The organism is Paraburkholderia sp. UCT31, from assembly GCF_014397655.1.
Classification (GTDB): domain Bacteria; phylum Pseudomonadota; class Gammaproteobacteria; order Burkholderiales; family Burkholderiaceae; genus Paraburkholderia; species Paraburkholderia tuberum.
The window spans coordinates 33,338-53,026 of the sequence record NZ_VZQP01000048.1; the positions used below are offsets into that span (position 1 = coordinate 33,338).

At 64.4% G+C, this 19,689-nt stretch carries 15 protein-coding genes and 1 pseudogene; 7 read left to right on the forward strand and 9 right to left on the reverse strand.

Translation table 11 applies throughout. The features are described from left to right. Window positions 1-89 precede the first annotated feature (89 nt). The 6 genes and pseudogenes from nadC to purN all read right to left on the reverse strand — a co-directional run bounded on the left by nadC (window position 90) and on the right by purN (window position 7,040). Window positions 90-1,013: a carboxylating nicotinate-nucleotide diphosphorylase gene (gene nadC, locus F6X40_RS31195; RefSeq protein ID WP_184023141.1), complete on the reverse strand. Its 924-nt coding sequence runs from the start codon at window positions 1,011-1,013 to the stop codon at window positions 90-92. Continuing rightward, the gene (nadA, locus tag F6X40_RS31200; RefSeq protein WP_187630486.1) at window positions 1,013-2,152 is read right to left on the reverse strand and encodes a quinolinate synthase NadA; all 1,140 of its coding nucleotides are present in this window, start codon (window positions 2,150-2,152) and stop codon (window positions 1,013-1,015) included. The genes nadC and nadA overlap by 1 nt, the downstream gene beginning before the upstream one ends. Before the next feature lie 130 nt (window positions 2,153-2,282). Then, on the reverse strand, window positions 2,283-3,479 hold the full coding sequence (locus F6X40_RS31205) for an acyl-CoA desaturase (RefSeq protein WP_184072649.1): 1,197 nt from the start codon (window positions 3,477-3,479) through the stop codon (window positions 2,283-2,285). A 200-nt stretch (window positions 3,480-3,679) separates the two neighbouring features. Continuing rightward, window positions 3,680-5,040: pseudogene (locus tag F6X40_RS31210) on the reverse strand (mechanosensitive ion channel family protein). A gap of 90 nt (window positions 5,041-5,130) precedes the next feature. Then, complete coding sequence (locus F6X40_RS31215; RefSeq protein ID WP_184023137.1) at window positions 5,131-6,390, reverse strand: RsmB/NOP family class I SAM-dependent RNA methyltransferase; 1,260 nt, start codon at window positions 6,388-6,390, stop codon at window positions 5,131-5,133. Next, window positions 6,387-7,040: a phosphoribosylglycinamide formyltransferase gene (purN, locus tag F6X40_RS31220; protein WP_187630477.1), complete on the reverse strand. Its 654-nt coding sequence runs from the start codon at window positions 7,038-7,040 to the stop codon at window positions 6,387-6,389. Before purN ends, F6X40_RS31215 begins: the two co-directional genes overlap by 4 nt. Window positions 7,041-7,178: 138 nt before the next feature. Between purN and F6X40_RS31225 the strand changes: the two genes are divergently transcribed. From F6X40_RS31225 to dut, 6 genes are all read left to right on the forward strand, one after another. After that, the gene (locus F6X40_RS31225; RefSeq protein WP_187630478.1) at window positions 7,179-8,174 is read left to right on the forward strand and encodes a bifunctional riboflavin kinase/FAD synthetase; all 996 of its coding nucleotides are present in this window, start codon (window positions 7,179-7,181) and stop codon (window positions 8,172-8,174) included. A gap of 168 nt (window positions 8,175-8,342) precedes the next feature. Next, window positions 8,343-11,180, forward strand: coding sequence for an isoleucine--tRNA ligase (ileS, locus tag F6X40_RS31230; RefSeq protein ID WP_187630479.1), 2,838 nt, complete (start codon window positions 8,343-8,345; stop codon window positions 11,178-11,180). Beyond that, window positions 11,180-11,686, forward strand: a complete 507-nt coding sequence (gene lspA / locus F6X40_RS31235; protein ID WP_090801573.1) for a signal peptidase II — start codon at window positions 11,180-11,182, stop codon at window positions 11,684-11,686. Before ileS ends, lspA begins: the two co-directional genes overlap by 1 nt. A gap of 124 nt (window positions 11,687-11,810) precedes the next feature. After that, complete coding sequence (gene coaBC / locus F6X40_RS31240) at window positions 11,811-13,028, forward strand: bifunctional phosphopantothenoylcysteine decarboxylase/phosphopantothenate--cysteine ligase CoaBC (protein WP_187630480.1); 1,218 nt, start codon at window positions 11,811-11,813, stop codon at window positions 13,026-13,028. 81 nt (window positions 13,029-13,109) lie between these two features. After that, window positions 13,110-14,126 carry an LLM class flavin-dependent oxidoreductase gene (locus F6X40_RS31245; protein ID WP_187630481.1) on the forward strand — a complete coding sequence of 339 codons (1,017 nt, stop codon included), beginning with the start codon at window positions 13,110-13,112 and terminating at the stop codon, window positions 14,124-14,126. 66 nt (window positions 14,127-14,192) lie between these two features. After that, window positions 14,193-14,639, forward strand: coding sequence for a dUTP diphosphatase (dut, locus tag F6X40_RS31250; RefSeq protein ID WP_018421593.1), 447 nt, complete (start codon window positions 14,193-14,195; stop codon window positions 14,637-14,639). A 145-nt stretch (window positions 14,640-14,784) separates the two neighbouring features. Here dut and clpA read toward each other — a convergent pair whose 3' ends face one another. Next, on the reverse strand, window positions 14,785-17,082 hold the full coding sequence (gene clpA / locus F6X40_RS31255; RefSeq protein ID WP_090801577.1) for an ATP-dependent Clp protease ATP-binding subunit ClpA: 2,298 nt from the start codon (window positions 17,080-17,082) through the stop codon (window positions 14,785-14,787). After that, a complete protein-coding gene (gene clpS / locus F6X40_RS31260; protein ID WP_008919570.1) occupies window positions 17,079-17,393 on the reverse strand; it encodes an ATP-dependent Clp protease adapter ClpS in 315 nt (104 codons plus the stop codon). Before clpS ends, clpA begins: the two co-directional genes overlap by 4 nt. Before the next feature lie 555 nt (window positions 17,394-17,948). Between clpS and F6X40_RS31265 the strand changes: the two genes are divergently transcribed. Continuing rightward, the gene (locus F6X40_RS31265; protein ID WP_007180614.1) at window positions 17,949-18,155 is read left to right on the forward strand and encodes a cold-shock protein; all 207 of its coding nucleotides are present in this window, start codon (window positions 17,949-17,951) and stop codon (window positions 18,153-18,155) included. A 182-nt stretch (window positions 18,156-18,337) separates the two neighbouring features. On the opposite strand, the gene icd is transcribed toward F6X40_RS31265, so the two are convergent. Beyond that, window positions 18,338-19,594: an NADP-dependent isocitrate dehydrogenase gene (gene icd, locus F6X40_RS31270; RefSeq protein WP_090801579.1), complete on the reverse strand. Its 1,257-nt coding sequence runs from the start codon at window positions 19,592-19,594 to the stop codon at window positions 18,338-18,340. Window positions 19,595-19,689: the final 95 nt, after the last annotated feature.

Genomic DNA, 19,689 nt, shown 5'->3' on the forward strand with positions numbered 1-19,689 from the left:
ACAAACGACAAGGCCATTGCCGGTAAGCTCCGGCAATGGCCTTGTTAAGTCGTCACGAGCGTCGACTGTCGCGCTAAAACGCGCGGCGCTCAAACGATCCGCATCGAGTAGTCGGTCGCGCGCACGTCTTTGGTCAGTGCGCCAATCGACACGCGGTCCACGCCAGTCTCCGCGATCGTGCGCACGGTCTCGAAATTCACGCCGCCGGACACTTCGAGCACCGCGCGCCCGGCCGTGATGCGAACCGCGTCGCGCATCATGTCGAACGAGAAGTTGTCGAGCAGGATCGACTGCGCGCCATGCGCGAGCGCAGTTTCCAGTTGTTCGAGCGTTTCGACTTCGATCTGGATCGGCACGCCCGCATTCAACGCGAGCGCCGCGTCCATCGCCGCGCCCAAGCCGCCGGCCGCGGCGATATGGTTTTCCTTGATCAGAATGCCGTCGTACAGCGCGAGCCGCTGGTTCGCACCGCCGCCGATGCGCACCGCGTACTTCTGCGCGAGCCGCAAGCCCGGGAGCGTCTTGCGCGTATCGAGAACGCGCGCGTGCGTGTGAGCAATCGCGTCGACATAGCGGCGCGTCGCGCTCGCCACGCCCGACAGCAGCTGCAGGAAATTCACCGCGTTGCGCTCGGCGGTCAGCAGCGCGCGCACCGGCCCGCGAAGATCGCAGACCGTCGTGTCGGCGCTCATGCGGTCGCCCTCGCGGTAACGCCATTGAACTACGATGCGAGGATCGACCGCGCGCATCACCGCATCGAACCACGGCACGCCGCACAGTACCGCTTCCTCGCGCACGATGATGCGCGCGTCGCGAACGTCATCGGCAGGCACGAGGCGGCCGGTCTGATCGCCGGTGCCGATATCTTCGGCGAGTGCATCGGCGACATTGCGTGCGAGCGCCGCGTCGAACGCCACGCCATATTGCGCGTGAATCGCCGCGAAAAGCGGCGACACTGCGTCGGCCCCTTCGCGCGCCACTACCTGCTCAGGCGCCTTCTCCACCACCTTCATTACGCTGCCCCCACATTCGAATACAGTTGCGCGTCGCGCGCGAGATCGCCGCTCGCCTGCACGCGCTTCTTGTGACGCGCCGCGAAATCGAGCATGCGATCGATAGGCAGACGCGCACGCTCGCCGATCCCACGCTCGACGAAGATTTCGTTGTGGCCGCGCTCGAGCACGTCGGCCAGATTGGCGAGTCCGTTCATCGCCATCCACGGGCAATGCGCGCAGCTCTTGCAGGTCGCGCTGTTGCCGGCCGTCGGCGCGGCAATCAGCGTCTTGCCGGGCGCGGCGAGTTGCATCTTGTGCAGGATGCCGAGGTCGGTCGCGACGATGAAGTGCGTCGCGTCGAGCTTCTGCGCGGCGTCGATCAACTGCGTGGTCGAGCCGACCACGTCCGCCTGGGCGACCACGTTGGCCGGCGACTCCGGATGCACGAGCACCTTCGCGTGCGGATAATCGGCGCGCAGCAGATCGAGTTCGATGCCCTTGAATTCGTCGTGCACGAGGCACGAGCCCTGCCACATCAGCATGTCCGCGCCGGTCTTGCCCTGGATGAAGCTGCCGAGATGACGGTCCGGCGCCCAGATGATCTTCTCGCCGCGCGCATGCAGATCGGCGACGATCTCCAACCCGATCGACGACGTCACCATCCAGTCCGCGCGCGCCTTCACGGCCGCGCTCGTGTTCGCGTACACGACCACCGTGCGGTCCGGGTGTGCGTCGCAGAACGCCGAGAACTCGTCGACCGGACAACCGAGGTCGAGCGAACAGGTCGCATCCAGATCCGGCATCAGAATGCGCTTGTCTGGACTGAGGATTTTTGCGGTCTCGCCCATGAAGCGCACGCCCGCAACCACCAGCGTCTGCGCCTCGTGATCGCGGCCGAAGCGCGCCATTTCCAGCGAATCGGCCACGCAACCGCCGGTTTCGTCGGCGAGTTCCTGCAATTCGGCGTCGACATAATAGTGCGCGACCAGCACCGCTTTCTCGCGCTTGAGTAATTCGCGAATGCGCGCCTTCAGCGCCCGCTTTTCTTCCGCCGACGGCGTCTCGGGCACCTTCGCCCACGCCTGCCCGATCCCGCAGGTCGTGCCCTGCGCCTGAGGCCGATCGAATTCGACGGTCCTGATCGCCTGCTGCTTCATCATCTCCTCTGCCCTCACCTGGCCGCCGCGGCTTGCCGATCGCGCTACACGCGCAATGCATTTCCACGGCCCAAAAATGCAGAACCCCGCCAACGCGGGGTTTTGTGACGTCCTGAAATTTTAATGGATTTCAGGCATAGCGACGCAGTCGCATCGCGAAGTCTTGCAGCGCCTTGATACCGCTCTGCTCTGCGCGATGGCACCAGTCCTGCAATTGCACCAGCAATTGCTCGCGCGACGCGTTGGAGCGCTCCCACATTGCCGCCAGTTCGTTGCGCATGTCGATGTAGGTCTTCAGCTTCTGGCTGTTCGCGAAAATCTGCGGCAGCTGGAGCTTCTGCGGCTCGTTCAGGCCCGCCTCTTCCTTGTGGAACCAGCTGCGCGCACCACGCATCACCTGATACTTTTCGCGCGCGCCGACTTCCTTCAGATGCGCGAGCTCCTGGCGGTATGCGCGCTTGATCGCTTTCGCGTAACGCGCCATCACTTCGTAGCGGTTCGCGAGCACGGCCTGCAGCGTGTCCTGATCGAGCACGAGCTTGCCGGTGGTCAGGCGCGGCGTCGGTGCGACCTTCTTCACTTTGGCCAGACGAAACGCCTGCATGATGCGGATGTACATCCAGCCAATGTCGAACTCGTACCACTTGTTCGACAGCTTCGCCGACGTCGCATACGTGTGGTGATTGTTATGCAGCTCTTCGCCACCGATGATGATGCCCCACGGGAAAATGTTGGTGCTCGCATCCGACGAATTGAAGTTGCGATAGCCCCAGAAGTGCGCGAGGCCGTTGACCACGCCCGCGGCCCAGAAAGGGATCCACACCATCTGCACGGCCCAGATGGTCAGGCCGACGACGCCGAACAGCGCGACGTTGATCACCATCATGAGGCTCACGCCAAGAATCGGGTACTTCGTGTAGACGTTGCGCTCCATCCAGTCGTTCGGTGTACCGTGACTGAACTTGCGCATCGTTTCTTCGTTTTTCGCTTCGGTGCGATAGAGCTCGGCGCCTTGGAGCAGTACCTTCCAGATGCCGCGCGTCTGCGGGCTGTGCGGATCCTCTTCGGTCTCGCATTTCGCGTGGTGCTTGCGGTGAATCGCGGCCCACTGGCCGGTCAGCATGCCGGTGGTCATCCACAGCCAGAAGCGGAAAAAATGACTGGCGATCGGGTGCAGATCCAGCGCGCGATGCGCCTGGCAGCGATGCAGATAGACGGTCACGCCGATAATCGTGATGTGCGTCACGATCAGCGTGTACACGACGAGTTGCCACCACGAGAAACGCAGCAGCCCGTGGGCAAGGAAATCGAGCAAAGAATTCAACAAGGTAAGTTACCTGCAGAACGAGAGATACGAAGCACACGCGGCGCGCGTGTCATGAAAGTGAAAGCATACAGCGGGATAGGACGATATTCTACTTGAACGGTTCCAAGTGTTTGTAACAAATAGGGATTTTTTGTGCGCAATCAAGTCGATAGCGATTGCCTGGGCACTGGCGCATGCCTTGCCGCGGCGCGAAATGGGGCTTAACGGCCGTCGTTGGCGGCACGGTTGGCGGGCCTGAGCGCGGGATCGGACGTGGTGTCGGAAATCGGATCGGTCATCGCCACCGGGTGCGGCATTGGGCCGCTTGCCTGACCGACGATGCGCACCTCGCGTTGCGGGAGCGCAATAGTGATGCCGTGCTCGGAAAAGAGACGCCAGATATTGCAGTTGACGGTTGAGAGCACGCCACGTGCCGCTCACCGCATCTTCGATCCAGAAACCCAACCCGAGATTGATGCCGTCCCGGCCAAAGCCGACCAGAAATGGCGTCGGCGCCAGTTCGCGCAGCACCCGCGGCACGTCGGCGGCGGCCTGGGCGAGCAGCGTCATCGCCGGCTCGACGTCGGATGTGTAGGCATCTGCACGGCCGCCCGCGCGTAGCCGCGGGTCAGATACGACGACTGGTTCTGCACGACGTCGGTGATCAGCTTTTCGTTCGGAATCAGCGTCTCGATGCCGTCGAGTCCGCGCGCCACGGTATAGCGTGTGCGGATCTGCGTGACGCGGCCCTGCAGGCCGCTCACGTTGATCGTGTCGCCGATCCGCAACGAGCGATCGAGAAGGGTGATGAAGCCCGATACATAGTTGCTCGCGATCTTCTGCATGCCGAAGCCGAGCCCGACGCCGAGCGCGCCGCCGAACACGCCGAGCACCGTGATGTCGATGCCGACGATCGACAGGCTGATCAGGATCGCCGCCAGCACGAAGGCCGCTCGGCCGACGCGCGCGACCACGACCTTCAGATTCCCGTCGAGCGTCTTCGTGCGCATCAGGCGATCTTCGAACGACGAGCCGAGCCACATCGCGACGATCAACGTGACGGCGACCCACAACAGCCCCGTGATCAGCGACAGCAGCGTCATATGCGCATTACCGGCGCCAAAGCTCACGCTGTCCATCCACGCGATCACGGCGTTCTGAATGCCCAACAGCGTGAGTACCATGCCGATCCACACGACCACCGACACGATCTTCTCGACGAGAAACAGCCACGGATGCTCGCCACCTTCGCGCTTGAACACCCGCCGAAGAAGAACGCGATGTAGATCAGCCCAATGCCGGCGAGCGGCACCAGCGCCAGATCGAGCAGCGCGGTGTCCATGAACTGGCCGGCGATCGCCCGCGCGAGCCACACCAGTGCCGCGCCGATCAGCGGAAAAGCCGCCCGGTCGAGGCTTTCCATGCCGAAACGCAGGCTCTCGTAGCGCGTCGATTGCGGCCGCTTGATGCGGCGGCGCAGCGTCCGCGCGAGCAGCCACGCGACGAGCAGCGTCGCAAGCAGGATCGCGACCTGCCACAGCATCCCGCGCTGACCGAAGTCGCGCGCGATGTCGCTGAACATGTGGGTAAAGTCGTATGCATGGATGTCGCCGGAATGGCCGGCGCGCGCGGATTCATCCGCCAATCCGCGCGCCGGCCTGCAGCCGGTTGCCTAGCTCTGGCGCTCGAGCACGGCGGCGAAAAAGCCGTCGGTCGCGTGGCGGTGCGGCCACAGCGACAGGTAGTCGCCCATCTCCAGCTCGATACGCTGCTCGGCAAGGACGTCGCGCACCGGCACCAGCGCGAAATCAGGGTGATCGGCGAGGAACCGCTGCACGACCGCCTCGTTTTCGGCTTCGAGAATCGAGCACGTAGCATAGACGAGCCGGCCGCCCTTCTTCACGAGACGCGCCGCGCTCGTGAGAATCGACGCCTGCTTCGGCGCCAGCTCGGCGATCGACTCCGGCGACTGGCGCCACTTCAGATCCGGGTTGCGGCGCAGCGTGCCGAGGCCGCTGCACGGTGCATCGACGAGCACGCGGTCGATCTTGCCAGCCAGACGCTTGATCTTCGCGTCGTGTTCGCTGTCGATCAGCACCGGGTTCACGTTCGACAGGCCGCTGCGCGCGAGACGCGGCTTCAGCTTCGCGAGACGCCGCTCGGAGATATCGAACGCGTAGAGCCGGCCGGTCGAGCGCATTGCCGCGCCGAGCGCCAGCGTCTTGCCGCCCGCGCCCGCACAGAAATCGACGATCATCTCGCCGCGCCGAGGTGCGACCACCGAGCACAGCAGCTGGCTGCCCTCGTCCTGCACTTCGAGCCAGCCCTGCTGGAACGCGTCGAGCTTGGTGAGCGCCGGCTTGCCGACCACGCGCACCCCGAGCGGCGCGAACGGCGTCGCGCCCGCCTCGATGCCCGCCTTCGACAGCGCACCCAGCACGTCGTCGCGGCTCGCCTTGATCGGGTTCGCGCGCAGATCGAGCGGCGCCGGGTAGTTCAGCGCGGCGGCCAGCTGCGCGAGCTCGGCGGCCTCGAAGCGCGAGCTGAGCGCCTGGCTGATCCAGTCGGGCAGGTTCAGGCGAATCCGCAGCGGCAGGCTTTCCGGGTCGATCTTCGCCACGTGTTCGAGCCAAGTCGCCTCGGCCTCGGTGACGAACGGCTTGAGCGCCGAGCGTCCGGCCGTCTGCATCAGGCCCAGCAGCGCCATGCGGCGCGCGGGGCTGCCAGTGCCGCTTTCGGCCAGATGCGCGAACTCCATCCGGCGGCGCAGCACGGCGAACACCGCCTCGGCGATCACGCCGCGCTCGGCGTGCCCGAGCTTCGGATGCGCGCGGAAGAAGCGGCTCGTGGTGGCGTCGGCGGGGCCGTTCAGCCGCAGCACTTCGGCCAGCAGCGTTTCAGTTTGTCCAATCAGGAAACCATGCAATCTCATGCGCCCTCTCCGGCGGTGTGACCGGCAAAGAGCCATTGCGGCTCCGACGGCGTAAGCGTGACGCGCGAGCCGTCCAGAGCGAGACGCCCTTCGACGAACCAGCGCACCGCGCGTGGATAAATGATGTGCTCGGTGGCGAGCACGCGTGCGGCGAGCGTCTGTGCGGTATCGCCCGCCTCGACAGGCACCGCCGACTGCAAAACGATCGGCCCGTGATCCAGCTTTGATGTGACAAAATGCACCGACGCGCCGTGGAACCGCACGCCGGCGTCGAGCGCCTGCTGATGGGTCTTCAGACCCGGAAAGCTCGGCAGCAATGACGGGTGCACGTTCAGCATGCGCGCTGCGTAGTGGTCGACGAAGCGCTCGGTCAGCACGCGCATGAAGCCCGCGAGCACGACGAGGTCCGGCGCGATGGCGTCGATCTGCTCGGCGAGTGCCGTGTCGAAGCTGTCGCGATCCGGAAACTGGCGGTGGTCGACCACCGCCGTGGCGATGCCATGCGACGCCGCGAACGCGAGCCCCGCGGCATCGGGACGGTTAGCAATCACGGCGGCGACCCGCGCCGGCCAGCCCTCGCTCGCGCAGGCGCGCACGATGGCTTCCATGTTGCTACCCCGCCCGGAAATCAGGATGACGAGTTTTTTCATGCGCGGATTTTATCATTCGGCAATCGCCGGACCGCGACCGCGCAGCCGTCTGTTGCGCCAAGCGTTTATAATCGATTGTTTTGCGGCACCCCGCCCGCGCCCCTATTGCAATCGCAGCAACGCCTGCAACCCACTATCGTGAGAGTCTTCCGCGGCCTTCCCAATGCCGAGAGCCGCGCGCCGTGCGCGCTGACCATCGGCAACTTCGACGGTGTCCACCGCGGCCACCAGGCTCTGCTCGCCCACGTGCGCGCGGCCGCGAGCGCGCGTGGCCTGCCCGTCTGCGTGATGACCTTCGAGCCGCACCCGCGCGAGTTCTTCAACCCGGCCGGCGCGCCGCCGCGCATCGCAATGCTGCGCGACAAGCTCGAGGCGCTGCGCACCAACGGGGTCGACCGGGTCGTCGTCGAGCACTTCAATCACACGTTCGCGAGCCAGTCGCCAGATGCGTTCGTCGAGCGGATCATCGTCAACGGCTTGCACGCGCGCTGGATCATGATCGGCGACGACTTCCGCTACGGCGCGAAGCGCGCCGGCGATTTCGCGTCGCTGCGGACGGCCGGCAAGCAGTACGGTTTCGAAGTCGAACAGATGGCGACGGTCGCCGATCCGTCGGGCGCGCGCATCTCGAGCTCGGGCGTGCGCGCGGCGCTGGTCGCGGGCGACCTCGACTCGGCGCGCGCAGCGCTCGGCCGCGACTATCTGATCAGCGGCCACGTCACCCATGGCATGAAGCTCGGCCGCGATCTCGGCTTTCCGACGCTCAATCTGCCGATCGCGCACAAGCGTCCGGCACTGGCCGGCATCTTCGTCGTACAGGTGCACGGCATCGCCGAGCAACCGCTGCCGGGCGTCGCGAGCCTCGGCCTGCGCCCCACCGTCGATGATTCCGGCCGCGTGCTGCTCGAAGTGCACCTGCTCGATTGGCACGGCGACGCGTATGGCAAACTCGTGCGCGTCGAATTTCTGAAGAAGCTGCGCGACGAGGAGAAGTTCGTCGATCTCGAAACGCTGACCGCCGCGATCGCGCGCGACGTCGCCAATGCGCGCGCATGGTTCGCTGCGGTCGGCGCCGGCACGCCGGGCAGCCGTTCCACCGGTTTCGCCACCTCGGCCACCGACCGAATTAGATAACCACCGCGGTTCGGGCCGGCGCGCCGTGCCGCACGAACCGTCGCCGCGCGCATCGAAGGGCGTCCGGGCTTCACGCGGAGCCGCCTGCCGGGCGCGTCCCACGCTCCTCGCGCAGCGCGCAATCCGCGCGCCGCTACGCATAGAAACGAATTCACCGCCACCCACATCATGAGCAACAAGAAAGCTGATTCGAAACCGCAGTCCCGCTACCCGGTCAACCTGCTCGACACACCGTTCCCGATGCGCGGCGACCTGCCCAAGCGCGAGCCGCAATGGGTCAAGGACTGGCAGGAACGCAAGGTGTACGACAAGATCCGCGCCGCCTCCAGGGGCCGCACGAAGTTCATCCTGCACGACGGCCCGCCGTATGCGAACGGCGACATCCACCTCGGTCACGCGGTGAACAAAATCCTGAAGGACATGATCGTCAAGGCGCGCAATCTGGCGGGCTTCGACGCGGTCTACGTGCCGGGCTGGGACTGTCACGGCATGCCGATCGAAATCCAGATCGAAAAGCAGTTCGGCAAGTCGCTGCCGGCGGCCGAAGTGATGCAGAAGGCGCGCGCCTACGCGACCGAGCAGATCGAGAAGCAGAAGGCGGGCTTCCGCCGTCTGGGCGTGCTCGGCGACTGGGACAATCCGTACAAGACGATGAACTTCGCGAATGAAGCCGGCGAAATCCGCGCGCTCGCGAAGATCATGGAAAAGGGCTACGTATTCCGCGGCCTGAAGCCGGTCAACTGGTGTTTCGACTGCGGCTCGGCGCTCGCCGAAGCGGAAGTCGAGTACAAGGACAAGACCGATCCGACCATCGACGTGCTGTTCAGCTTCGCCGAACCGGAAAAGACCGCGCGGGCGTTCGGCCTCGCCGCGCTGCCGCGCAACGAAGGCGGCATCGTGATCTGGACCACCACGCCGTGGACCATCCCCGCCAACCAGGCGCTGAACCTGCATCCGGAACTCGTCTACGCGCTCGTCGACACGCCGCGCGGCCTGCTGATCCTCGCCGAGGAACGCGTCGAGGCGTGCCTGAAGCTGTACGGCCTCGAAGGCACGGTCGTCGCGACGACGCCCGGCGAAAAGCTCGTGAACCTGCGCTTCAACCACCCGCTCGCGTCCGCGCATCCGGGCTACAAGCGCACCGCGCCGGTCTACCTCGGCGACTACGTGACGACCGAAACCGGCACCGGCATCGTGCACTCGTCGCCGGCGTACGGCGTGGAAGACTTCGTGTCGTGCAAGGCGCACGGCATGGCCGACTCGGACATCATCAACCCGGTGATGGGCGACGGCCGCTACATCGAATCGCTCGCGCTGTTCGGCGGCCTGTCGATCTGGGCTGCCAATCCGCAGATCGTCGAGGCGCTACAAGGCGCCGGCTCGCTGCTGCGCACCGAGAAGTACACGCACAGCTATATGCACTGCTGGCGCCACAAGACGCCGATCATCTACCGCGCCACTTCGCAGTGGTTCGCCGGCATGGACGTGAAGCCCAACGACGCCGACAAGACGCTGCGCGAGACCGCACTCGAAGGCATCGAGAACACGGCGTTCTATCCGTCGTGGGGCAAGCAGCGCCTCTTCAGCATGATCGCGAACCGCCCGGACTGGACGCTGTCGCGGCAGCGCCAGTGGGGCGTGCCGATGGCGTTCTTCGTGCACAAGGAAACCGGCGAGCTGCATCCGCGCACGCTGGAGTTGCTCGAACAGGTCGCGCAGCGCGTCGAGGAGGAAGGCATCGAGGCATGGCAGACGGTCGATCCGCGAGAGCTGATCGGCGAGGACGCCAACCTGTACGAAAAGAACCGCGACACGCTCGACGTGTGGTTCGATTCAGGCACCACGCACTGGCACGTGCTGCGCGGCTCGCACAAGGACGAGCTGCAGTTTCCGGCCGACCTGTACCTCGAAGGCTCGGACCAGCATCGCGGCTGGTTCCATTCGTCGCTGTTGACCGCGTCGATGCTCGACGGCCGCCCGCCCTACAACGCGCTGCTCACACACGGCTTCACCGTCGACGGCGAAGGCCGCAAGATGAGCAAGTCGCTCGGCAACGGCATCGATCCGCATGAAGTCGCAAACCGCCTCGGCGCGGAAATCATCCGCCTGTGGATCGCGTCGACCGACTACTCGGGCGAGCTCGCGATCTCCGAGGAAATCCTGAAGCGCGTGACGGAAGGCTATCGCCGCATCCGCAATACGCTGCGCTTCCTGCTCGCGAACCTGTCGGACTTCGACTTCGCGCAGCACGCGCGTCCGGTCGAAGACTGGCTCGAAATCGACCGTTACGCGGTGACGCTGTCGGCGAATCTGCAGAACGACATCCTCGCGCACTACGAGAAGTACGAGTTCCACCCGGTCGTCGCCAAGTTGCAGACGTTCTGCTCGGAAGACCTGGGCGGCTTCTACCTCGACGTGCTGAAGGACCGCCTCTACACGACCGCGGCGGATTCGGTCGCCCGCCGCTCGGCGCAGACCGCGCTCTACCACATCGCGCACGGCCTCCTGCGCGTGATGGCGCCGTTCCTGTCGTTCACCGCGGAAGAAGCGTGGAAGGTGTTCCAGCCCAATAGCGAGACGATCTTCACCGAGACGTACCACGCGTACCCGGCCGTGCCGGACGCGGGCGCGCTGCTCGACAAGTGGACGCTGCTGCGCGCGGTGCGCGGCGACGTGACCAAGGCGCTCGAAGAGGCGCGGGTCGCGAACCTGATCGGCTCGTCGCTGCAGGCGGAAGTCGAAATCCGCGCGAGCGGGGCGCGTTACGACGCACTCGCGAGCCTCGGCGACGACCTGAAGTTCGTGCTGATCACGTCGGCGGCGAACGTCGTCAAGGTTGACAGCGAAGCCTATGAAGGCGTCGAAGTGATCGCGTCGAAGTACCTGAAGTGCGAGCGCTGCTGGCACTATCGCGCGGACGTCGGCGCGAACGCCGAGCATCCGTCGCTGTGCGGCCGCTGCTTCAGCAACCTGTTCGGCAGTGGCGAATCGAGGAGCGCGGCATAATGGCGAGAACCATGTCGAAAACGCGCACCGGAAGCAGTTCGCTCGCACCCTGGCTCGGCATTGCGCTGATCGTCATCCTGTTCGACCAGCTGACGAAAATCGCCGTGCGCAAGGTGTTCGCCTACGGTGTGCCGCACGAGGTCACGCCGTTCTTCAACCTGATTCTCGTGTTCAACCGCGGCGCCGCGTTCAGCTTCCTCGCGATGGCGGGCGGCTGGCAGCGCTGGGCGTTCACCGCGCTCGGCGTGGTCGCGGCGCTCGTGATCTGCTATCTGCTCAAGCGGCATAGCGGGCAGAAAATGTTCTGCACGGCGCTCGCGCTGATTCTCGGCGGCGCGCTCGGCAATGTGATCGACCGGCTCGCGTACGGCCACGTGATCGACTTCCTCGATTTCCACGTGGGCGGCTGGCACTGGCCGGCGTTCAATCTCGCCGACAGCGCGATCACGATCGGCGCGATCCTGCTCGTGATCGACGAGCTGCGGCGGGTACGCGGCACACGCTAACGTCGCCGACGTGAGGCACGGTCGCGGCTGCGCGAGCCGTGCCTCAGGTCCGGTTTCAAGCGCGCGGCGACGACGGGCAACGCCCTCGCGCCGCCGCGCGATCACGCTTTGTCGGAGGCTTTCGTTGGCAACCGCAGAACTCGCAGGCAAACACCTCGTCCTCGGCATGACGGGCGGCATCGCCTGCTACAAGATCGCCGAACTCACGCGTCTGCTGACCAAGGCAGGCGCGACCGTGCAGGTCGTCATGACCGAAGCGGCCACCCAGTTCATCACCCCCGTCACGATGCAGGCGCTGTCGGGGCGGCCGGTCTTCACGAGCCAGTGGGACGGTCGCGTGCCGAACAACATGGCGCACATCGATCTATCGCGCGAAGCCGATGTGATCGTGATCGCGCCGGCGTCGACCGACTTCCTCGCCAAGCTCGCGCACGGCATGGCCGACGATCTGCTGTCGACGCTGTGCATCGCACGCGACTGCCCGCTGCTCGTCGTGCCGGCGATGAACCGGCAGATGTGGCAGAACCCGGCCACGCAACGCAACGTCGCGCAACTGCGCGCGGACGGCGTCGAGGTGCTCGGCCCCGATTCGGGCCCGCAGGCCTGCGGCGAAATCGGCGATGGGCGCATGCTCGAAGCGGCCGCGACCTACGAGGCGGTCTCGTCGTTCTTCGCGCCGAAAATCCTGTCCGGCCGGCGCGTGCTGCTGACCGCCGGGCCGACCTTCGAACCGCTCGACCCGGTGCGCGGCATCACCAATCGTTCGAGCGGCAAGATGGGCTTCGCGCTCGCGCGTGCCGCGCAGCAGGCCGGCGCCGACGTGCATCTGGTGGCCGGTCCGGTCGCGCTGGAAACGCCGTGGGGCGTCTTGCGCGAGGACGTGCAGACCGCGCAGCAGATGCACGACGCGGTGATGCGCGCGGTCGCGGAGGCGGACATTTTCATCGGCGTCGCGGCGGTGGCCGACTGGCGCGTCGACCAAGTCAGCGATCAGAAGATCAAGAAGACCACCGAGCACGCGCTGCCGAGCTTTTCATTCGTCGAGAATCCAGACATCCTCGCCGCGGTCGCCGGGCTGCCGAAGCCGCCGTTCGCGGTCGGCTTCGCCGCCGAAAGCGACAACCTCGAAGTCCACGGCGAGGAAAAGCGCGCCCGCAAGAACGTGCCGCTGCTGATCGGCAATCTGGGGCCGCAAACGTTCGGGCTCGACGACAACGAAGTGATTCTGTTCGAAGCAGGCCGCGCGACGAAGCTGCCACGCGCCGACAAGCAGTCGCTGGCGCGCGCGCTGATCGCGGAAATCGCGAAGCGTCTGCCGCCCGGCATCAGTCCGGTTGGCTGAACGAGCGAGCGGCAGTGGGCCCGTGTGGCCCTACCATCTTTGCGCGGTTAGCCGACCGGAATCACCTGGAGCACTACTGCCATGACGCTACTCTCCGTGCTCGATCAAACACCGGTGATCGCCGGCCATTCGGTGGCGGACGCGATCGCCGCGACCGTCGAACTCGCGCAACTCGCCGACGACCTCGGCTACACGCGCTACTGGTGCGCCGAGCACCACGGCCTGCGCGGCGTGTCGAATCCCTGCCCTGAAGTGATGCTGGCGCGCCTCGGCAGCGTGACCAAACGCATTCGCATCGGCTCGGGCGGCATCATGCTGCCGTACTACAGCCCGTTCAAGGTCGCCGAGCAGTTCATGATGCTCGAGGCGCTGTTTCCGAATCGCGTCGATCTCGGCGTCGGACGCGCGCCGGGCGGCGACATGCGCACCGCGCAGGCGGTCGCCGCCGGCGCTTACAATCGCGGCGAGCATTTTCCGCAGCAGGTCGCCGAGTTGCTTGGCCTCATGCACGGCGCGCTGCCCGACGATCATCTCGCGCAGGGCGTGCTGCTGCAGCCGCAGATCGATACGCGCCCGCAGCTGTGGATGCTCGGCTCGAGCGACTTCGGCGGTTTGCTCGCGGCGCAGCTCGGCATCCGCTTTTCGTTCGCGCATTTCATCAACGCGCATTTCGGCAAACAGGTCGCGCTGGCGTATCGCGAGCGCTTCCAGCCTGGCAACGACGCGTCGCGGCCGTATCTGGCGGCCGCGGTCTTCGTGATCTGCGCGGATACCGAGCAGGAAGCCGCGGACCTCGAAAAAGCCGTCGATCTGCGTCGCGTGCAGATGGCGTATGGTCTGAACGAACCGATACCCTCGATCGAGCAAGCCATCGCGCAGGAATATGGCGAGCGCGAACAGCTCGTGATCGACCGCGAAAAGCCGCGCAGCATCATCGGCACGCCTGAGCGCGTGACCGAACGGCTCACGGATTTACAGCAGCAGTTCCAGGCCGACGAGCTGATGGTGCTGACCGTCGCCGGCAGCTATCGTGCGCGCTTGCGCTCCTACGAACTGCTCGCCGACGCGTTTCAGCTCGGCTCGAACCAGGCGGCTTGATCGCAAAGGCGTTGCCAGTCAGCCGCGTGCCCCTTCACCAACCTCACCCCCAACTATCGAACCTGAATGAAACTCGACCTGAAGATTCTCGATCAGCGCATGCGCGAACAGCTCCCCGCTTACGCGACGACCGGTAGCGCCGGCCTCGATCTGCGCGCCTGCCTCGACGAACCGCTGACGCTGAAACCCGGCGAAACCGCGCTGGTGCCGACCGGACTCGCGATCCACGTCGGCGACCCCGGTTATGCGGCGTTGATTCTGCCGCGCTCGGGTCTCGGCCATAAGCATGGGATCGTGCTCGGCAATCTGGTCGGCCTGATCGATTCCGATTACCAGGGCCAACTGATGATTTCGACGTGGAATCGCGGCGAGACGACATTCGTGCTGAATCCGATGGAACGCCTCGCGCAACTGGTGATCGTGCCCGTCGTGCAGGCCGGGTTCAATATCGTCGATGACTTCGAGGAAAGCGTGCGCGGCGCGGGCGGGTTTGGTAGCACCGGCAAGCATTGATCGATTGCTGCGACGCGGCGGCTGGCGCCTTCAGCGCACGCCGTGAGAAAAAACCAGAGCATAAAAAACGGCGCGGGATAAAACCCGCGCCGTTCTGCCTTTGGTGTCCGGCCAGCTCAACGCCACGCCGGCCTGATGACTGACATCACTCGACTTCCACCGCCTCCGGATTCGGATTGCGCGGCGCCGGATGCTCGTCGAAGGTCAACTGCACCTTGTCGTCGGCATCGACGTCGACCGTCACGCGGCCGCCGTTCATCAGCTTGCCGAACAGCAGCTCGTCGGCAAGCGCACGACGGATCGTGTCCTGGATCAGGCGCTGCATTGGCCGCGCGCCCATCAGCGGATCGAAACCGTGCTTCGCCAGATGCTTGCGCAGCGCATCGGTGAACAGCGCATCGACCTTCTTCTCGTGCAGCTGATCTTCCAGCTGCATCAGGAATTTGTCGACCACGCGCATGATGATTTCCTCATCGAGCGAACGGAAGCTGATCGTCGCGTCCAGACGGTTGCGGAACTCCGGCGTGAACATGCGCTTGATGTCGACCATCTCGTCGCCCGCCTCGCGGCGGTTCGTGAAGCCGATCACCGACTTGCCCATCGCCTCGGCGCCCGCGTTCGTCGTCATGATGATGATGACGTTGCGGAAGTCCGCCTTACGCCCGTTGTTGTCCGTCAGCGTGCCGTGGTCCATCACCTGCAGCAGCACGTTGAAGATGTCCGGATGCGCCTTTTCGATTTCATCGAGCAGCAGCACGCAATGCGGCTTCTTCGTGATCGCCTCGGTCAGCAGGCCACCCTGGTCGAAACCGACGTAGCCCGGCGGCGCGCCAATCAGCCGGCTCACCGCGTGACGCTCCATGTACTCCGACATGTCGAAGCGGATCAGCTCGATGCCGAGCGTGAACGCGAGCTGCTTCGCGACCTCGGTCTTGCCGACGCCGGTCGGACCCGAGAACAGGAATGCGCCGATCGGCTTGTCGAGCTTGCCGAGGCCCGCGCGCGCCATCTTGATCGCGGCCGACAGTGCGTCGATAGCCGGATCTTGACCAAACACGACGCTCTTCAGATCGCGGTCGAGCGTCTGCAGCTTGCTGCGATCGTCCTGCGACACGCTTTGCGCCGGCACGCGCGCGATCTTCGAGATGATTTCCTCGATCTCGTTCTTGCCGATCGTCTTCTTCTGCTTCGACTTCGGCAGAATGCGCTGCGCCGCGCCCGCTTCGTCGATCACGTCGATCGCCTTGTCCGGCAAATGACGATCGGTGATGAAGCGCGCCGACAGCTCAGCCGCCGCCGACAGTGCACCCGACGAATACTTGACGCCGTGGTGCTCTTCGAAGCGCGACTTCAGCCCGCGCAGGATCGCGACCGTCTGCTCGACGGTCGGCTCGGTCACGTCGATCTTCTGGAAACGACGCGACAGCGCCGCGTCCTTTTCGAAGATGCCGCGATATTCGGTGAAGGTGGTTGCGCCGATGCACTTCAGCGTGCCCGACGAGAGCGCCGGTTTCAGCAGGTTCGACGCGTCCAGCGTGCCGCCCGACGCGGCGCCCGCGCCGATCAGCGTATGGATTTCGTCGATGAAGAGAATGGCGTGCGGACGCTCCTTCAGTTCCTTCAGCACCGTCTTCAGACGCTGCTCGAAGTCGCCGCGATACTTGGTGCCCGCGAGCAGCGCGCCCATGTCGAGCGAATACACCTGGGCATCGGCCAGGATGTCCGGCACCTCGCCGCGCGTGATGCGCCATGCGAGCCCTTCGGCGATCGCGGTCTTGCCGACACCGGCCTCGCCGACCAGCAGCGGATTGTTCTTGCGGCGGCGACACAGCACCTGCACCACACGCTCGACTTCCGACTCACGTCCGATCAGCGGATCGATGCGGCCGTCCTTCGCCATCTGGTTCAGGTTCTGCGTGAACTGGGCGAGCGGCGTTTCCTTCTGCGCGGCGGCTTCGTCGGACTCGGCATTCGCATCGCTCGCCTTCGCGGCGTCCGAACTGCTCGTCTTGGCGATGCCGTGCGAGATGAAATTGACTACGTCCAGACGCGTGACGCCCTGCTGCTGCAGGTAGTACACCGCATGCGAGTCCTTCTCGCCGAAGATCGCGACCAGCACGTTCGCGCCGGTCACTTCCTTCTTGCCGTTCGAGGTGGACTGCACATGCATGATCGCGCGCTGGATCACACGCTGGAAACCGAGCGTGGGCTGCGTGTCGACGTCGTCCGTGCCCGGCACGGTCGGCGTGTTGTCATGAATGAAGTTGCGCAGGTTCTGGCGCAGATCCTCGATATTGGCCGCGCATGCGCGCAGTACCTCTGCCGCCGTCGGGTTATCCAACAGCGCGAGCAAAAGATGTTCGACCGTTATGAACTCGTGCCTTGCCTGGCGCGCTTCCATGAACGCCATATGCAGGCTGACTTCCAGTTCCTGGGCAATCATGCTTCCTCCATCACACACTGCAGCGGATGCCCGGCCTGCCGTGCGTGGGTAACGACTTGCTCGACTTTGGTCGACGCGATGTCCCGCGTATAGACCCCACAAACTCCCCTGCCCTCGCGATGCACCTTCAACATGACCTGCGTTGCGGTTTCACGATCTTTATTGAAATATTCCTGCACGATCATCACGACAAATTCCATCGGCGTGAAGTCGTCATTCAGCAGCACCACCTTGTACATGGACGGCGGCTTGAGTTTCTGCTCCTGCCGCTCCAGTACGGTGCCGTCCTGCTTGTCCGGGATAATCGCCATACACCCATTCTAAACAACTAGGACAGGCCCGCAATCCTGTCAGAACCCGGCCGCCCGGCCGATGAGCCCGTTCGCTGCCACCCGGCGGTCACGACGCTGTCATGTTCGGCCCGGCCTGCGCGTTTTCGACGGGCCGATTGCGGTGCCGGCCCCGATCCTGTCATGCGCGGCGCGTGCTGCACCGCGGTCGGATCGAGTATCGCACAACCTGCCGGCACTGGCTGCGAGCGCTCGCCGCGCTGGGCGTCGGCGCCGCGGGCACAGTCAGCATGTGAGTGGATTATGCGACTTTTCAAGCCACGCCGCTTGCGCCACCGCACATACGGAAGCGGTAAAAACCCTGGAAAGCGGCCTGTTTGCAACGCGACAACGACGTCTCAAAATTTTCTTGACACTCGAATAAAGAGCCCCAACAATCAAGCTGGCACTTTTTTCACCAAGCCATAATTTCGAAAAAATGCCGATGGTGAGCTTGTGAGGAGGGAACGACTGCCTCGCGTGGTCGTGGCTTTTCGAGGGCTCGTGGTAGTGACATGAGTTACAGGGGAAGTTGGAATGGCAACTGGTACGGTCAAATGGTTTAACGACGCAAAGGGTTTCGGATTCATCACGCCCGACGAGGGCGGCGAGGATCTGTTTGCACACTTCTCGGCCATCCAGATGAATGGCTTCAAGACGCTGAAGGAAGGCCAGAAGGTCACCTTCGAAGTCGTGCAAGGCCCGAAAGGCAAGCAGGCATCGAACATTCAGGCGCCAGCCTGAAACGTTTCGACACCCGTCCTTTTTGAAACCCGGCTCCGCGCCGGGTTTCTTTTTTGCGGCAGCTTTCTATTGCAACGGATTTTCCGGCCGGAAAGCCGCGCGAAAATTCCGGGTAAAAAAATACCCCGGCCGTTTGCTGGCGCCGGGGTTTTTATGCGAACCGCATAATCCCGGCGCGTCAATTACATGTTTTCGATCATCACTTGCCCAAATGCCGAGCACGACACCTGGGTCGCGCCTTCCATCAGGCGGGCAAAATCGTAAGTAACGCGCTTTTGCAGGATCGATTTTTCCATCGAGCTGATTATCAGATCCGCCGCCTCGAACCAGCCCAGGTGGCGCAGCATCATTTCCGCTGACAGGATTTCCGAGCCGGGATTCACGTAATCCTTGCCCGCGTATTTCGGCGCCGTGCCGTGCGTCGCTTCGAACATCGCAACCGAATCCGACAGGTTCGCGCCCGGCGCGATTCCGATTCCGCCGACCTGCGCGGCGAGCGCGTCCGAGATGTAGTCGCCGTTCAGGTTCAGCGTGGCGATCACGTCGTATTCGGCCGGGCGCAGCAGGATCTGCTGCAGGAACGCGTCGGCAATCACGTCCTTCACGACGACGTCGCCGCCGGTCTTCGGATTCCTGACTTTCATCCAGGGGCCGCCGTCGATCAGTTCCGCGTTGAACTCCTTCTGCGCGAGCGCGTAGCCGTAGTCGCGAAACGCGCCTTCGGTGTACTTCATGATGTTGCCCTTGTGCACCAGCGTGACCGAGCGGCGTTCATTGTCGATCGCGTACTGGATCGCCTTGCGCACCAGACGCTCGGTACCTTCGCGCGACACCGGCTTGATGCCGATACCCGACGAATCCGGAAAGCGGATCTTCTTCACGCCCATTTCTTCGCGCAAGAACTTGATGATCTTCTTCGCCTGTTCGGATTCAGCCGGCCATTCGATGCCCGCGTAGATGTCTTCCGAGTTCTCGCGGAAGATCACCATGTTGGTCTTCTCGGGCTCGCGCACCGGCGAGGGCACGCCCTTCAAATATCGCACCGGGCGCAGGCACACATAGAGGTCCAGTTCCTGGCGCAACGCGACGTTCAGCGAGCGGATGCCGCCCCCGACTGGCGTGGTGAGCGGCCCCTTGATCGACACGATGTATTCCTTGACCGCCTGCAGCGTTTCGTCCGGCAGCCATACGTCCGGGCCGTACACCCGGGTCGCCTTCTCGCCCGCGTAGATTTCCATCCAGTGGATTTTCTTCTTGCCGCCGTACGCCTTTTCGACCGCCGCATCCACGACCTTGAGCATGACCGGCGTGATGTCCAGACCGGTGCCGTCGCCTTCGATGTACGGGATGATCGGCTCGTCGGAAACGTTGAGCGAGAAGTCGGCGTTGACGGTGATCTTATCGCCACCTGTCGGAATCTTGATGTGCTGATACGGCATGATCGGACTCCAGTGAAAGCTGTGCAAAAGCTGATGGGAGACTGCGAAAGAGACGCCCTCGCCGCGCAATGCCGAACCGCCGCGAGCGGCCTGGC

Coding starts and splice junctions, on each gene's coding strand:
- lspA (WP_090801573.1), top strand. CDS start 11,180: ATGGCGAGAACCATGTCGAAAACGCGCACCGGAAGCAGTTCGCTCGCA.
- dut (WP_018421593.1), top strand. CDS start 14,193: ATGAAACTCGACCTGAAGATTCTCGATCAGCGCATGCGCGAACAGCTC.
- clpS (WP_008919570.1), bottom strand. CDS start 17,393: ATGGCGATTATCCCGGACAAGCAGGACGGCACCGTACTGGAGCGGCAG.
- icd (WP_090801579.1), bottom strand. CDS start 19,594: ATGCCGTATCAGCACATCAAGATTCCGACAGGTGGCGATAAGATCACC.
- F6X40_RS31245 (WP_187630481.1), top strand. CDS start 13,110: ATGACGCTACTCTCCGTGCTCGATCAAACACCGGTGATCGCCGGCCAT.
- ileS (WP_187630479.1), top strand. CDS start 8,343: ATGAGCAACAAGAAAGCTGATTCGAAACCGCAGTCCCGCTACCCGGTC.
- clpA (WP_090801577.1), bottom strand. CDS start 17,082: ATGATTGCCCAGGAACTGGAAGTCAGCCTGCATATGGCGTTCATGGAA.
- nadC (WP_184023141.1), bottom strand. CDS start 1,013: ATGAAGGTGGTGGAGAAGGCGCCTGAGCAGGTAGTGGCGCGCGAAGGG.
- purN (WP_187630477.1), bottom strand. CDS start 7,040: ATGAAAAAACTCGTCATCCTGATTTCCGGGCGGGGTAGCAACATGGAA.
- F6X40_RS31265 (WP_007180614.1), top strand. CDS start 17,949: ATGGCAACTGGTACGGTCAAATGGTTTAACGACGCAAAGGGTTTCGGA.
- nadA (WP_187630486.1), bottom strand. CDS start 2,152: ATGAAGCAGCAGGCGATCAGGACCGTCGAATTCGATCGGCCTCAGGCG.
- F6X40_RS31215 (WP_184023137.1), bottom strand. CDS start 6,390: ATGAGATTGCATGGTTTCCTGATTGGACAAACTGAAACGCTGCTGGCC.